This is a genomic window from bacterium, assembly GCA_008933615.1.
Taxonomy (GTDB): Bacteria; CLD3; CLD3; order SB21; family SB21; genus SB21.
This window is the reverse complement of sequence record WBUR01000004.1, coordinates 54,075-68,947: the sequence shown is the minus strand read 5'-3', so window position 1 is coordinate 68,947 and position 14,873 is coordinate 54,075. Positions and strand designations below refer to the sequence as shown.

The 14,873-nt window shown below is 43.4% G+C and carries 17 protein-coding genes; 16 read left to right on the top strand and 1 reads right to left on the bottom strand.

Going from position 1 to position 14,873, the window contains the following annotated elements; genetic code table 11:
- Nucleotides 1-5 precede the first annotated feature (5 nt).
- Both rsgA and F9K33_02490 read left to right on the top strand, forming a co-directional pair.
- Nucleotides 6-1,277: a ribosome small subunit-dependent GTPase A gene (gene rsgA / locus F9K33_02495; GenBank protein ID KAB2881092.1), complete on the top strand. Its 1,272-nt coding sequence runs from the start codon at nt 6-8 to the stop codon at nt 1,275-1,277.
- Complete coding sequence (locus F9K33_02490; GenBank protein ID KAB2881091.1) at nt 1,223-2,614, top strand: TldD/PmbA family protein; 1,392 nt, start codon at nt 1,223-1,225, stop codon at nt 2,612-2,614. Before rsgA ends, F9K33_02490 begins: the two co-directional genes overlap by 55 nt.
- On the opposite strand, the gene ppk1 is transcribed toward F9K33_02490, so the two are convergent.
- On the bottom strand, nt 2,611-4,785 hold the full coding sequence (ppk1, locus tag F9K33_02485; GenBank protein ID KAB2881090.1) for a polyphosphate kinase 1: 2,175 nt from the start codon (nt 4,783-4,785) through the stop codon (nt 2,611-2,613). The two genes, F9K33_02490 and ppk1, sit on opposite strands and share 4 nt — an antisense overlap.
- 201 nt (nt 4,786-4,986) lie before the next feature.
- Here ppk1 and F9K33_02480 point away from each other — a divergent pair, with 201 nt between their 5' ends.
- The 14 genes from F9K33_02480 (at nt 4,987) to atpF (ending at nt 14,827) form a co-directional block, all read left to right on the top strand.
- Entirely contained in the window at nt 4,987-5,553 is a 567-nt protein-coding gene (locus F9K33_02480) for a hypothetical protein (protein ID KAB2881089.1), read from the top strand.
- Between the two features lie 2 nt (nt 5,554-5,555).
- Nucleotides 5,556-6,821, top strand: coding sequence for a diaminopimelate decarboxylase (gene lysA, locus F9K33_02475; protein ID KAB2881088.1), 1,266 nt, complete (start codon nt 5,556-5,558; stop codon nt 6,819-6,821).
- 52 nt (nt 6,822-6,873) lie between these two features.
- Nucleotides 6,874-7,164, top strand: coding sequence for a DUF3467 domain-containing protein (locus tag F9K33_02470; GenBank protein ID KAB2881087.1), 291 nt, complete (start codon nt 6,874-6,876; stop codon nt 7,162-7,164).
- 9 nt (nt 7,165-7,173) lie between these two features.
- A complete protein-coding gene (locus F9K33_02465) occupies nt 7,174-8,028 on the top strand; it encodes an amidohydrolase (GenBank protein ID KAB2881086.1) in 855 nt (284 codons plus the stop codon).
- Nucleotides 8,029-8,259: 231 nt separating this feature from the next.
- Nucleotides 8,260-9,141, top strand: a complete 882-nt coding sequence (locus F9K33_02460) for a hypothetical protein (protein ID KAB2881085.1) — start codon at nt 8,260-8,262, stop codon at nt 9,139-9,141.
- 11 nt (nt 9,142-9,152) lie between these two features.
- Nucleotides 9,153-9,929 carry a hypothetical protein gene (locus tag F9K33_02455; protein KAB2881084.1) on the top strand — a complete coding sequence of 259 codons (777 nt, stop codon included), beginning with the start codon at nt 9,153-9,155 and terminating at the stop codon, nt 9,927-9,929.
- Nucleotides 9,930-9,945: 16 nt separating this feature from the next.
- Entirely contained in the window at nt 9,946-10,626 is a 681-nt protein-coding gene (locus tag F9K33_02450; GenBank protein ID KAB2881083.1) for a hypothetical protein, read from the top strand.
- A 243-nt stretch (nt 10,627-10,869) separates the two neighbouring features.
- Entirely contained in the window at nt 10,870-11,787 is a 918-nt protein-coding gene (locus tag F9K33_02445; GenBank protein ID KAB2881082.1) for a M23 family metallopeptidase, read from the top strand.
- Nucleotides 11,788-11,800: 13 nt separating this feature from the next.
- Nucleotides 11,801-12,211 carry a polymer-forming cytoskeletal protein gene (locus tag F9K33_02440; protein ID KAB2881081.1) on the top strand — a complete coding sequence of 137 codons (411 nt, stop codon included), beginning with the start codon at nt 11,801-11,803 and terminating at the stop codon, nt 12,209-12,211.
- A gap of 3 nt (nt 12,212-12,214) precedes the next feature.
- Nucleotides 12,215-12,484: an AtpZ/AtpI family protein gene (locus F9K33_02435; GenBank protein ID KAB2881080.1), complete on the top strand. Its 270-nt coding sequence runs from the start codon at nt 12,215-12,217 to the stop codon at nt 12,482-12,484.
- A complete protein-coding gene (locus tag F9K33_02430; protein ID KAB2881079.1) occupies nt 12,481-12,864 on the top strand; it encodes a hypothetical protein in 384 nt (127 codons plus the stop codon). Before F9K33_02435 ends, F9K33_02430 begins: the two co-directional genes overlap by 4 nt.
- Before the next feature lie 87 nt (nt 12,865-12,951).
- A complete protein-coding gene (gene atpB, locus F9K33_02425; protein KAB2881078.1) occupies nt 12,952-13,884 on the top strand; it encodes a F0F1 ATP synthase subunit A in 933 nt (310 codons plus the stop codon).
- A 69-nt stretch (nt 13,885-13,953) separates the two neighbouring features.
- Nucleotides 13,954-14,181 (top strand): ATP synthase F0 subunit C, encoded by a 228-nt coding sequence (gene atpE / locus F9K33_02420; protein KAB2881077.1) that lies wholly within the window; start codon nt 13,954-13,956, stop codon nt 14,179-14,181.
- 97 nt (nt 14,182-14,278) lie between these two features.
- The gene (gene atpF / locus F9K33_02415; protein KAB2881076.1) at nt 14,279-14,827 is read left to right on the top strand and encodes a F0F1 ATP synthase subunit B; all 549 of its coding nucleotides are present in this window, start codon (nt 14,279-14,281) and stop codon (nt 14,825-14,827) included.
- The last annotated feature ends 46 nt before the right edge of the window (nt 14,828-14,873 follow it).

The following is a 14,873-nucleotide window of genomic DNA, read 5'->3' as shown; positions in this document are numbered from 1 at the left end:
TGTGAATGTCCGATAATAACTGGGCACAAAAGTATCTTGATGAACTGAACGATAAACTGAAAATTTCACAGAATTCAGGCCAACAAAAAAAGCCTGAGCCGCCGAAAAATCAGTCCGATGCCGTTCACTTAAAAAATGTTCAGGTCAATAACGCCCAACCAAATAAAATTCAACCTAAAAACGTACAGGCCCAAACAAATCATCAGAACCATGACCGGTTTAAAAATCGAAAATTTAAAAAAGATAAATCAAAAGGGTCTGATCAAAACAGGAACAAGAGTTCCGAGTTTAAGCATCAAAAAAATTCTGACGCCGGAAAAAACCAATCGGCGTCCAGACCCTTACAATCTCATGTGCAGCCGCAGGCGACATTCAAAGTAAAAACGCTGAATGGTTTTGTTTCGTCAATCGAGAAATCAGAATATACTGTGACCGCAGAAAATAAAGATTATCTTTGCGCTGTGCAGGAATCTGTCCAGCGACAAGGCCCTATATATATCGGTGACCGCGTGCGAATTACCCTTCGTGCAGATGGCAGGGGATTGATCGATAAATATGAACCGCGGCAAAATTATGCAGCCGGTCCGTCGTCTAAAGGCCGGGAATCAATTCAGGCCGCCAATGTAAATCAGATATTTCTAGTTACCTCCGTGAAAGAACCGGTTCTGAGAACCGATTGGCTTGACACCCACTTAGCGGTATGTGAAAAAAGAGGATTCAAGCCTGTTATCTGTTGTTCCAAAATTGATCTGGCGGAGGACAATATGTTTCTCGAGCAAATGGATGTGTATAAACGAATGGGTTATCGTATCGTATATACTTCATCGGCTTTAGAATCAAGCCTTCAGGAAATCCGGATGATGTTAAAAAACAAGACGACTGTTTTCACCGGCCACACCGGCGTAGGGAAAACGACGCTGTTTCAATTACTGACCCGGCCGCAAAAAACGATGATTCCATCGGAGCCGGAAGACTTCAAGGCCATTTCCGATGATGATTATGTTGAAACGCAAAAAACTGTCTTCAGTAAAATAGACGGCGGCGGATTTGTAATCGACACTCCCGGCGTAAGAGAATATGAACCGGGCGGTATTGCGCCGAAGGACCTGAAAAAATATTTTAGGGATTTTAGGAATTATAACCTGCAGTGTGCTTCTTTGGAATGCAATCATATCGATGAAGCCGGATGTAAAGTTATCGACGCAGTTAAAAATGGGGATATATCAGAAGACCGTTATCAAAATTACCTGCGAATTATAGAAAATATTACTGCTTGAGTGATTATTTATCTCTAGCCGAAAAAGTCTTGCGATGGTCCCGGATACGTGGCGCCGGCCACGCCGAAGTGTATATTGAAAACGGCGAAGAGTTCTCAGTTCATGTCCGCAACGACTCAATTGAAAGCCTGAAACAATCCTCTTTCAAAGGGCTAGGATTGCGAGTGTTTCTCGGAAACAAGACCGGATTTTCATTTACAACCGATTTCTCAAAACCCGCCCTTGAATCCACCATAGACTCCGCTTGCTCATTGGCTGATTTGTCCGATGCAGATGAAAATAACGTTCTGCCGCGCGCGGTTCTGTCCCCATGCGACGACCTTGAACTTTTTGATCCTCATGTGCAGGATATGAGCCCTGATCAAAAGATTTTATTGGCAAAATCGCTTGAACAAAAAGTGTATGAGAATGATGCTCGGATCACACACACCGAGGGAGCCGGTTTTACTAACACGACTTCATCTATTCACGTTCTTAATTCAAAAGGTAGTTCAGGTTCGTATTCCATGACGTTGTCGCGGATATCGGTTTCGCCGGTAGCAGCCTGGGGCGGCGTTCGGACAAACGAAACCTGGTATAGTTATAGTCGATTTTTCGATAAACTGGATTCTACGGATAAAATAGCCGCCATAGCGGTAGAGCGAACCGTCCGATTATTAGGCGCAAGAAAAATTCAAACTACCCAAGCCGACGTAATTTTTGAACCGCCCTGCGGGGTTACATTTCTATCGTCTTTTTTTTCATTGATAAATGGCGATAACGTCAACCGTGAATTATCATTTTTGAAAGATGAGATAGAAAAACAAATCGCTCCGGATTTTTTAACTATCATTGATGACGGATCGTTACGAGGCAAGCTCGGCTCACGACCCTTCGACGGGGAAGGGGTCCCTACCTCACGACAGGTAATTGTGGAAAATGGCGTATTAAAGAAATTCATGTATGATACGAAAGCTGCGCTGAGAGCCGGTACAGAGTCAACAGGGCATGCCCATCGAAGGTATGATTCGGAGATCACGATCGGAGTAAATAATTTATTTATTGAAAAAGGCACTCAAACGCCCGAAGAAATTATTCAAAAAACCGGACGAGGCTTGTTAATTACAAAACTCATGGGATTCGGATTTGATCCGGTCAGCGGAGTTTTTTCATACGGAGCGTCAGGGCTGTGGATTGATAATGGATCACCGGTATACCCGGTTCATGAAGTCGTGGTGGCGTCTAACATGAAAGATATGCTGAAAAATATTATGTCAGTTGGAAATGATCTGGAGTTTCGCGGTCCTATGGCATGTCCAACCTTGAAGATCGCAGACATGACGATCAGTGGAAATTAATTGAGTTTACCGTGCATTTCATATAAAGCAATCTGCGAGCGGTTCTTTTTCTTATCGTTTTTGACCCGAATGGTAGTTCCTTCAGACAGAAATTTTCTGGCTTTGACATTATCGGACAGCTGAATCTGCAGAATATTCCAGATGTACTGCTGGTACTTCGGTTCTTTAATTGGGAAAAGTACTTCGATCCGTTGATTCAGATTACGTGGCATCCAGTCAGAACTGGCAAGGAAATATTCCGGCTGGTCATTATTCTGAAAATAGAAAATACGTGCATGTTCCAAAAACCGGTCAATAATGCTGATGACTTCGATATTGTCGCTGAGCCCTTTCACGCCCGGTTTTAAACAACAAATGCCTCGTATAATACATTTAATCGAAACGCCCGCCTGGCTTGCGCGGTATAACTCCAAAATGATCTGCTTGTCCACCAACGCGTTCATCTTGGCAATAATCAATGCCGGCTTCCCTTCCCTGGCATTAGCGATCTCGCGCCGAATACGCGAGATAAACGTCTCACGCAATTCCGTAGGCGCAATCTTAATGCGGTGAAATTTCGGAGGCGTGGAATAACCCGTAAGTACGTTAAATAAATTAGACAAATCTTCGCCAAACCGTGGATGCGCCGTGAAAAGCCCCATATCGCCGTAAATCTGCGACGTACGATCATTGTAATTACCGGTTCCGAGATGACAATATCGGCGGATCTTGTTCTTTTCCTGGCGCACAATCATGCAAACTTTGCAGTGCGTTTTCAAGCCGGACATCCCGTAAATCACATGCGCGCCGGCATCTTCGAGCTTACGCGCCCATTGAATATTTGCTTCTTCATCGAAACGCGCTTTTAGTTCAACTAGAACGGCAACTTGTTTACCTCGTTCTGCGGCGAGTTGAAGCGCTTGAGCAATCGGCGAATTAGCGGCGATACGGTATAACGTCATTTTGATCGCTAATACATGAGGATCTTCAGCCGCTTCCTGCAAAAAACGCGTGACGTAATTAAAACTTTGATACGGATGGTGAATGAGCACGTCGCTGTTTCGGATCACGCTGAACATATCCGTTCCGGTTTCGAATTCCGAAACCAATCGCGGAACGAATACGGGGTCCTTGAGATGCGGAATATCGAGTTGACTGTAGATAACCATCAGTTCGGAGAAACTTATGAATCCACGGGTCGGATACAGATCTTCTGGCTCTACATCTAATTCCTGAATCAAGTTTTTCAGTACCGGTTCTGATATATTCCTTTCAAACTGCAATCGAACTGCGGCGCCTTTTCTGCGATTTCGAAGAGTTTCGGAAATGGTCTTGATAAGATCCTCGGATGGATCCTCGTCATATTGCAGATCGGAATCACGTATCACGCGAATCGCATAACAGTTGAATACCTCGTAGCCTTTGAATAATTCATGAATGCATACCCGTATCAGGTCCTCAAGCGGGATGAACTGATAAGACCCTTCAGGCGAGGGCAGGCGCACAAACCGGGGAATAACTGAAACTGAAATTGGAATAATGGCTAAATTTGTTTTTGGAAGCTTGCTCTCGACTAACGATCTCATTTCCGCAATGAGACACAGGGTTCGGTTGGTCAGATGCGGAAAAGGATGACTGGGATCGATAGCCAATGGCGTCAGGATGGACATTACCGTATGTTTGAAATAATCGTCTGCAAAAATCAATTGATCGTTGTTAAGCTGATCCGGCTTCAGAATAAATACATTTTCTTTGTTGAGCAATGGCAGCAACGTGTCAAAAAAATAATCATGTTGAATTTCCGTCAGTTCATGGATTCGTCGTGACATAGCTTCCATGACCTCCCGGGGGAGCAAACCGTCGGGGCCTTTGCTTAACACATTTGCATCAATCTGACGCCGCACGCCCGCCACACGCACCATAAAGAATTCATCCAAATTAGTGCTGAAAATGGAAAGAAATTTAATTCGTTCCAGCAACGGTACGGTAGGGTCTTGGGCCTCCTCGAGTACGCGCCGGTTAAATTCGAGCCAACTCAGTTCGCGGTTGTTAAAATTCTCCGGCTTATCAAAAGTCTTAGGGCTCGGTAATCCGGTTTCTTTTTCACCGTCTGTTTTATCAAGAATTTGCTCGACAATCGTGTCGGTAGATTTGGAGGCAATCACAATACGGCTCGAGGTTAATGATTTGATTTCAAAACAATTAGTTTGAAAAAGTAATCAATTTTATATCGTATTTCAAGTAAGAAATGGCTTGTTTTTCAAGGCTTAGAGTGATATTTTTTGACGCGCATCAGACTAGGGAAAAAACAAATAAATTATTTCTTTTAGTGGTTTCGCCGAATATTATTCTCAGGACAACGTACGTTTTTCTTTCTGCAAAGGAAATGAATCATGTTCTTATTTAGATGGATTAAAAATCTGATCTTATTTGTCGTTTTCATGATCGCAGCGCTTGTCGTCATTATTTTTTTTCTGCCGAAAGAATATAACAGCGAAACCGGTATAGATGTTCGGGTGTCCCGGGAGGCTATTTTCGCCGAGGCTCAGAATCTCCGGCGATGGCACGTGATCGCTATGATGGGGGGTATTTCTTTTGATAATTTTGATATTCCTAAAGACATCAATTTGCAGGTTCAGATCCCGGGCGTCAACGTGGACACAATGCTGGCCGGGGTGCGCGATGCCACCCAATTGCTGAAAATGAATGTGGGTTTTGTGAAAGCAGATTCTCCGTCGCGCATAGTATATAAAGTTTCCGGAGGGCCATTGAACGGAATGGAGCCGGAGGTGCTTTTATTTGAATTGGATAAGAACAACACCAAAGTTACCATAAAAGAAAAATTTACTTTCAGCGGATTGTTGGGCGGCATCAAGGTGCTCAGTGTCAGGATCGGAATGAATAAACTAAATGTAAGCAGTCTGGAAAACTTAAAAAAACTCTGTGAGCAGTCTCAATAATCATGCTGGAATATTTTAAACGCAATACATCACGGCTTCAGATCGGCGGAATGGATTTTGAAGAGATGACACGTCTATATAAGACGCCGCTGTACGTCTATGACTCGGAGATTATTCGTGCCAAATTTCAGCGATTGCGCGAAGCGATGCCACCGCATGTACACATTTTTTATGCAATGAAGAGCAATCCGAATTTAGCCGTTATCAGAATACTCGCCGAGCTCGGATGCGGGTTTGACGTGGCGTCTATAGGTGAATTGACAGCCATAAAAAAATTGGCCATCGATGGAGCGCGCGTTGTTTTTACCGGGCCGGGGAAATCCGACGATGAGATTGTATTGGCAATACAACTTGGAATTTACTCGTTTAACTGTGAATCAGAAAATGAGATAATTAGAATAAACTCCGCCGCAAAGAAAGAGAATAAGAAGATAAAGATCGGACTGCGCGTCAATACCGATTATGCGATTAAGGAATCTATCAAAATGATAGGCGGGACTCAGGCCAAAAAATTCGGGATTGACGAGAACCAGATTTTCGACGTCATTGATCGCGTAAGGAAGCTTGAAAACGTCATCGTTGTGGGGATTCACGTTTTTAATGCCGCCCAGGTGTTGGATTATAAACAGCTCGCAGCTAATACCAAAAATATTCTACGGCTCGCATGTGATATCATGGATCATAAAAATCTATCGCTTGAGTATATCGATATTGGCGGAGGACTGGGAATACCGTATGCCGAAGGCGAGAAAGAACTTGACGTCATAGCATTGGGGCGAGAGTTTAGCGATCTGCATAAAGAAATTTCATCGCTGAGTACGGTGCGCTGGATCGTGGAACCCGGACGTTATCTTTCGGGCGAGTGCGGCGTGCTGTTGACAAATGTGGTAGATGTCAAAACCTCACGAGGCGTTAGATTTGTCATAACGGATGCAGGGATTAATAATTTTCTGCGCCCGGCTTTAATTCACCAGAATCACCCGGTGCGGGTTTCCAATAAATTTGACCATGAACCTGCAAACATATACCGTGTTGAAGGTCCATTGTGCACCAGCTTGGATTGTATAGGGATGGATGTAAAACTGCCCGATATTGAAGTAGGGGACACCATCGCGTTTTTTAACGCGGGCGCATATGGATTTTCGGAATCCATGCCGTACTTCCTCAGTCATCCGATTCCCGCAGAGGTAATGATTCGTGATCGCAAGGCAGTCCTCGTTCGGAGACGAATTGAACCCCAAGAATATATTGACCACTGTATAATTTAATATGCACATTTTGCAAAAAATTCAAATAATATAATACAAAGGATACGTCAGAATGGCCGAAGAAAAAAAGATTCAGGAAATTCAAATTAATTTCCCGCAAGAGAAACAGGGAGGCGCTTATGCCAACAATATGGTCGTAGCGCATTCTAAAGAAGAATTCATACTCGATTTTATGTTGGTAACACCGCCGACCGGTACGGTCAACGCGAGAGTGATCATGAGCCCGGGACATGTAAAACGCGTGATAGCTGCACTGGTCCAGAACATGCGTCATTACGAAGAACAATTTGGAAAGATAGAGGAAGCGAGCGAGCCAAAAAATCCATTTGGATTTCAAGCGTAATCGTCTGCCATGGTCAAAGTTATCGACATCCATATTCATATTCAACCCTGGTGGCAGCTGAAGCCTGCAATTCTGGAACGTATGGCATTGGGGAAAGAAAATTTTGATTTTCTTATGGACCTGATGAAAAGCCCGGCAAAGTTGATCGAATTAATGGATCGTGCAGGAATCGAGAAAGTCGGATTGATCAATTATGTCAGCCCTGATCTGATGGGTTTCGATGACAGCTCTAACGATTTCTCCGCTCAATATCAGAGTTTCGCACCCGATCGGTTTATTGCGTTTGGCTCCGTTCATCCTCGCTTTACAAAAGACGCTGACGCAGATATACATCGTCTGATTCATGAACTCGGTATACGGGCTATTAAAGTTCACCCGCCGCACCAGCTTTTTTATCCAAACGACTATCTGAACGGAATGAAGAATCTGGAAATCGTTTACCGGCGATGCGAAGAGTGGGGTATTCCGGTAATGGTTCATACAGGCACATCTTTTTTTTCTGGCGCGCGAATCAAATACGGCGATCCGATTTCTCTCGATGACGTCGCACTCGATTTTCCGAAACTGAAGATCATTATGGCACACGGCGGACGTCCCATATGGATGGACACGGCTTTTTATCTGATTCGGAGGCATAAAAACATGTATATGGATATTTCATCTATTCCGCCGAAAAAACTGTTAAGTGATTATTTTCCGCGGCTGGAGGCAATTGCAGATAAAGTGTTATTCGGAACGGATTGGCCCGGGCCGCAAGTGGAGGACATGAGAAAAAATGCGGATGAGTTTTTGTCTTTGCCGTTAGAAGAAGAAACAAAACTAAAAATCGTTCGAGAAAACGCATTGAAATTATTTTCAGTGTGAAACGCTATATGCAAAGAAAATCTTGCAGTGTTCTTTTTTTTCACAATTATTTCAGCCATATGTATTGTAAATTCAAATTATATTACATCAAAATATAGGCATGTTATTTGGATATTTACCGTTAACTCTCAGTCAAAAATAACCCAAAATAATTATTTACCAAAGGCCGATTTCGATTATATAAAGTTATTGAGTGAAAAGCGTTTCTACTTACAGAAGGATCTAACTTGGATGAAGAAAATATTACTCTCATTGTTTTTTGCGTTTTGTTTAAATCCTGTTCCGCCTATCGTATATTGCCAAACGGAGCACTCTCAGCCCGTAGTCGCGGTTCTGGATTTTAAAAACACAACCAAGAAATTCTACCTTGACGAACTTCAACGATCTTTTCCCGCTTTGTTAAAAACCGAATTATCTCAAAAAAAATCGTTATTCATCGCGGAGCGTCAGAAAATTGACGACATTTTGGCGGAGCAGGATTTTGTATTGAGCGATCTGTCGGAGGACAAGGATAAACAAACAAAAGTCGGCAACCTGATTGGCGCCGATTATATCATTACTGGAGATATTTCAGAGAATGGTAAGTTAATTCGGATTGATGTTGCGATCACTAAAATTTCTAATGGCCAAGTAGTCGGAGAAAAGGCGATAGCTCCATCGAAAGAACAAGCCGGCGTCATGGCAAAGATGCTTGCGCAGAATATTGTATTTCAGCTTACCGGTGAAGGTCGCAGGATGGAGAAAGTCCAATTGCGCGGTGCGCCAACCGGAACACTGCTTGTTACCAGCGTCGCACTCGGTGCAGCGACCCTCGTATCTTTTAGCAATAAAAAGAAATACGACAAAGATTACCGTGATGCCACAAGCCTCAAGAAAATTAATGATACCTATGCGAAGGCAAACAACTGGAATAAAGTCGCTTACGCCGCCGCCGGTGTCACGGCCATTGCGGTCGGGGCCTATGTCATGGCGCTGATAAAGAACAAGAATTCACAACTCGAAGTTCTTGCCGATGATAACACCGGAACGTCGTCGCCGTGGTCTCTGCAGCCCATGCTGGATATGAACGCCCGGAAAGTATCAGCCGGAATTAACCTGTCGATTCAATTTTAAGGAACGAATACATGAAAAAGTACCTGCTGCTGATATTCTTTATTACTACGATAGGCTGCGCGGATCTTCCTCGGGACAACACATTGGATCCGAAAAATCCAGACGCCGAAGCCGATCAGGTTGCCGTTGTTGAAAACTTCATTATGCATTACACCAATTTTGATTCGATCCCGAATGTAATTCAGTATTCGCAAGAGGCATCCTATGAATTAAAAGGCGACTTTGGCGGGAAAGTGTTGATTCTTGAATACCACATGACACCTTCAGATAATTCGCTTGAAGATTCGCTTTCATCGCCCGATATTGATTTTCGTTATACGACCGAATATCGCGGCAGCACTCCACGCGGTTTTCCTCATACCTTTTTTAACGGAAAACAAACGTGGATTCAAGGGGCTTCATCCAAAGCAACGGTCAAAGATCGGTATAAGCTTATCTTGGATTCGCTGACCTTAAAGAAAGTCAAGCTGTATTGCGAAGGGCAGACCAGCTTTAATGCGGATACGCTGACCGTTGGCGGCCAGATTGCAAGATATGGAGATTCGAATATTGAAAATCTCGTTGTTGAAATGGTTGTTATTGAGGATAAGGGAGACTATTTACATTACGTTGTAAGGGAAGCGCTTCTTCCCCAATCCATTACTTCAATTACTCCAAAAACGATTCACGATCTCATTCCACGGGCTTTTGTAATACCCGCCGGCTCCGATAGAAACTCATTTGCAGTCGTTATTCTCGTAAAGGATAATATTTCCAAAAAAATCCTACAAGCAGCTTTAGCTGAATAAAAAGGAATTTATTTATATGAAACGATTTTTGTTATCCACGCTTTTTTTTATCCTATTTTTGGGTTGCGATAACCTGAATTTGGGAAAAGACTCCGGTCAGAAGCCCATCATAGACAGAATTTTTGCGGATAGAACGACGATCCTGGTATCAGATACGGCTACAATTTATGTTGAAGCGAGAGACTTAAATGAGGAAAGCCTGGATTACATTTGGACCGCCTTGGATGGGGGAACGTTTGTGACCATAAACGGACTGGATTTAATCCGTTGGAAACCGCCTCTGACGCCCGGCTTTTATACCATTCGCTGCCGCGTCAATAATGAGTCAAAGGAAAGCGCAACAAAAGAGCTCGATATTCAGGTTTCCAACGTTACTAATCCGATCGTTCAGATTTTGAGTCCAGCCAACGACGATTTCATTCCTTCCAGCAATGGGACTGTAGCGATCCATGCAAGGGTTGCTAATGTAACATCCGGTTTGGTGGACAGCATGAAGTGTTTCGTTGATAATAGCTCAATTGGTAAAGTTACGAATAACGGAGACGCAACTTTTGATTGGGCGGTAACGGGACTTAACGGAGTCAAGTCGATTAAAGTTCAAGCCTGGACAAGGGCTTTAATCCCGAACACGACAACCACCGACTCAACCAAAATCAGCGTCTCAATCGAAGGAACAGTGAGCAAACGTAGACCCTAATGTGAAAAACTTAATTTTCCTGATGAATTACCCATTCTGCCCATGCAGAATGGGTTTTTTATTTGTTGTTAATATTCAATTTCGATACGGTGACTTTTATCAAAAATAGATTGACAATTCATAATCATTTCAATATATTTCGTTGCCTTTTTGAAAAACGGCAATGTTCTCTTAATGATTGATTTTATTGTGAATTTTGGCTTATGACGGAGTAAAAGGTCCGTTAATTTAAAAGAGAAAATATTGCAGAGCGCAAAAAAAACCTCTAATAAATACATCACACTTCTGGTGATGTTCGATGCCAGCTCTGATCCTAAAAGCTTTCGCATTCGAATGAGTCGGCTAAAGCTTTTAGCCGGTTTTTTAGCGATAGCGTTGCTCTTTTTCACAGGCTCTTTAATTTACTATTATGCATATTCTTATAAAATTTTTTATTACGACGACCTTCAGAAGAAGTATGATCAGCTAGTAGTTGATAATAAACGCATCAAGCTGATTGAAAGACAATACCGACTAGTCAAGCAGGAAAACGAGAAGATTCGAATGGTGTTCGGTCTTTTGGGCAACGTACAGGACTCTGTGGGTAACGGTCCTGGCAGAACAACGGTTGCCAACGAGAAAAATTTAGATCTGTATTCCTATGCTGACGACAATTTGTCCAGGAGCCAGATAAAGGGGATGGACCAGGAAAGGGCGATTCCTTCCGATTATTTAATGTATACGAAGATCATTCCTTCGCTTATGCCGGTCAACAGCCGTTTCATATCGCAGGGATTTTCTAAAGGGAATAAGATGAATGATTTATTTGGAAATAGCTCTCATTTAGGATACGACATCGTTGCGGAGGAAGGCGCGCCCGTTAAGGCCGCATCCGACGGATGGGTGGTCATGGCGGATTGGCTGAGCGACTATGGCAACACGGTCATTTTGTATCACGGTTTTGGTTTTTTTTCGATCTATAAACATGCTCAGTATTTATTGTGTCGCGAGGGCGGATTTGTAAAAGGCGGCGATATTATTGCGACCGTAGGAAAAACAGGGCAACTCGCGACGGGAACTCATCTACATTTTGAAATATGGAAAGACGGAATACCGCAGGACCCGGCAGAGTATATTCCGCAATTTCAGGATATTCTTAAGGTCTCAACCGTTCGTCACTAAGCAGAGAAAAATTATGGCAAAAGAAAATGAAATTCAATCGGGCACAAATCTGAATTTGATCGGACGCGGAACGGTAATCGTCGGCTCGATCACGGCATCCTCGAGTATTCGAATTGAAGGAGAGATCAAAGGAAAAGTCGTGTGCCACGATCTCGTGACGGTCGGATCCTCCGGAAATGTTGATGGTGATATTGATGCGAAAAATATCGTGATCGGCGGAAGAGTCAGCGGGAATATCTCGGCGCAGGATAAACTGGTGATGGAAGCTAAGTCCGGCGTTATGGGTGATCTTCGCGCGCGACGGCTCGTGGTTGATGAAGGCGCGAGCTTTGACGGTAAATGCTCAATGAAAGCAGTGAAAGAAAAACCGCTGATCATTACGGATAACCCGGCAACGGGTGAAATGAAGATCGTAAAAGGTTAGTTTTTGAATACGAACGATAAAAAGCCCCTGAAAAACTTTGCCGATTCGACACGTCAATTAGGCCCGTTCATGACATGGGGATGGCAGTTTGCTTTAACTTTAGGTTTTTTGTCGTGGTTTGGTCATTGGCTGGATGAAAAATTTGAGACCAAGGTTTTGTTTGTTTTAACGGGCGTTTTTTTAGGCCTCTTTGGCGGGTTCTATAATTTGTACAGAATTGTATCTAATTTACCTAAACCGGGTCGCGCGAAAAAAGAAAAAGACAGATTGTGAGTCAGAAATATTTCTTGCTGACGGTAATGACGATTACGTTGGTTGTGTTCTTCATCATGAATGCATTTCTAACCGAGAACAATGAAATCACGGTTGTGATAAGCGCCTGCGGCTTAGCTTTGGTGCACGTATTGTCCGGCTTTTACATGACGCGATGGGCATTTAATAAATCCATGAAGCTGTTTCTAAGTATAGTCATGGGCGGTATGGGAATTCGGATGCTGCTCGTGGGTATATTGATCGTCATCTTGGTCAAAGTTGTCGATATTGATATAAAATTGTTCATTGTCACATTTGGCATTTATTATCTCCTGTTTCAAATGGTGGAACTTTACTTTATTAATCGTGGTCTCCAGTTGAAGAAGGTGATGAAGAGCTGATGTCCATCCGGGAGCCGGCTCTGGCATAAAAACGGCCGCTTATTTATTGACCCGCATATGCGGAATTAAAACAGGAAAATAGAACGCATGCTATTGAATTTACTGCAAGATCCCCACGCCCCGCAAGAGGGCACTAAGGCTGCAGCTAAGGCAGTCGAAGAAACAGGAAAAGTTGACATTGGCGGAACGATTCTTCACCACATTACCAATTCGCACGAACTCGAATTACCGTTTTTTGGAGTAGTTAAACTCCCGCATTTTGACCCTATCCACATCGGGAGTATGACGATTGACTTGTCTCCGACCAAACACGTTGTAATGATGTGGATCGTAGCATTATTGCTGCTTTTGGTATTTACAGTTTTGGCAAGGCCAAAATTAATTCCAAAAGGGCTTTATAATTTTTTTGAATCTATCATCGTTTATATCCGCGAAGAAGTTGTTCGTCCGAATTTCGGCGAAAAAACCGATGCCTACGTTAATTATTTCCTAACGGTTTTCTTTTTCATATTGTTTGCCAACCTGCTGGGGTTGATTCCCTTCGGGTCAACTGCAACAGGCAATATTGCCGTGACCGCGACGCTGGCCGTTTGTACTTTTTTGGTCACCCAGTATTCTGCCGTAAAAGCGCAGGGTATTGTCGGATATTTCAGGCATTTGATGGGCGGCATAGACCAAATGGATATGAATATTGCGATGAAGGCGGTGCTGATTGTTATAATGGTTCCTGTCGAATTCATCGGACTTTTTACCAAACCCTTTGCTCTTTGTATCCGTCTTTTTGCGAACATGACTGCAGGCCACGTGGTGATCCTGTCGCTGATAGGATTGATCTTTGTTCTGAAATCCGTATTTGTGGGCATTTTCGTTTCCATTCCGATGGCGTTGTTTATTTACATGCTGGAAATTTTTGTTGCGTTCCTGCAGGCATATGTTTTCACGCTGTTGTCGGCGATCTTCATCGGCATGGCATTGCACAGCGGGCACGAAGAACATGCTGTGGAAGCTGAACATCATTAAGCAATTTTTTGAAATGAAATACATCGCAATTAAACTCATTCACTACATTATTTAACGGAGGAATTTCACATGGAAGCTATTGGATTAGGATATTTGGGTGCGGGTCTGGGCGCCGGTTTAGCAGTGTTGGGCGCGGGGCTTGGTATTGGTAAATTAGCCGCGTCGGCTCTTGAAGGCGCTGCACGTCAGCCGGAAGCAACAGGCGATCTCAGAACGACCATGATCATCGCGGCCGCTCTGATCGAAGGTGTAGCGCTTTTTGCAGAAGTTATTTGTATCCTTATGGCGTTGAAATAATCCGGATAATTATGATATAAGCGGTGGGAGGACGGATTCCCTCCCATCGCTTTAGGTATATCCGTATTTATTAAAAAATACTTTAAACGGAAGAATTATGAAAACATTGTTAATCACTTTTATGCTTTTGGAAGAAGGCGGGCATAAAGGCGGGTTGCTGGACATTGATCCGGGCCTCATCATATGGACACTCATCACTTTCGGATTACTTCTTGTTCTATTGGGTAAGTTTGCATGGAAGCCGATCATTACGACGTTGCAGGAACGGGAAACGAAGATCAAGAACTCTCTGGAGCAGGCGGAAAAAGCACGACGCGACGCCGAGGGACTCATCGCCAAGAACAATGAAATGCTGGCGCAGGCAGAACGTGAGGCGCAGGACATCGCGCGTAAGGCAAAAGAAAACGCTGAAAAACTTAAAAATGAAATAGCGGAACAGGCAAAGATCGAGGCAGTTAAACTTCTTCAAACTGCCAAAAAAGAAATCGATAACGAAAAAAATTCCGCCTTAGTGTTTTTGAAGAACGAAGTGGCCGCTATGGCGGTTCAGGCTGCCGGCAAGATCATCGGCGCTAATTTGGATGCTGAAAAACACAGAAAACTCGTGGACGATTTTATTAAAGAAATGCCAACAAGTAAGAATTAGTTGTGTCGGTTTAAACTGACCGGACGTTTTATACAGTGGAATGAAG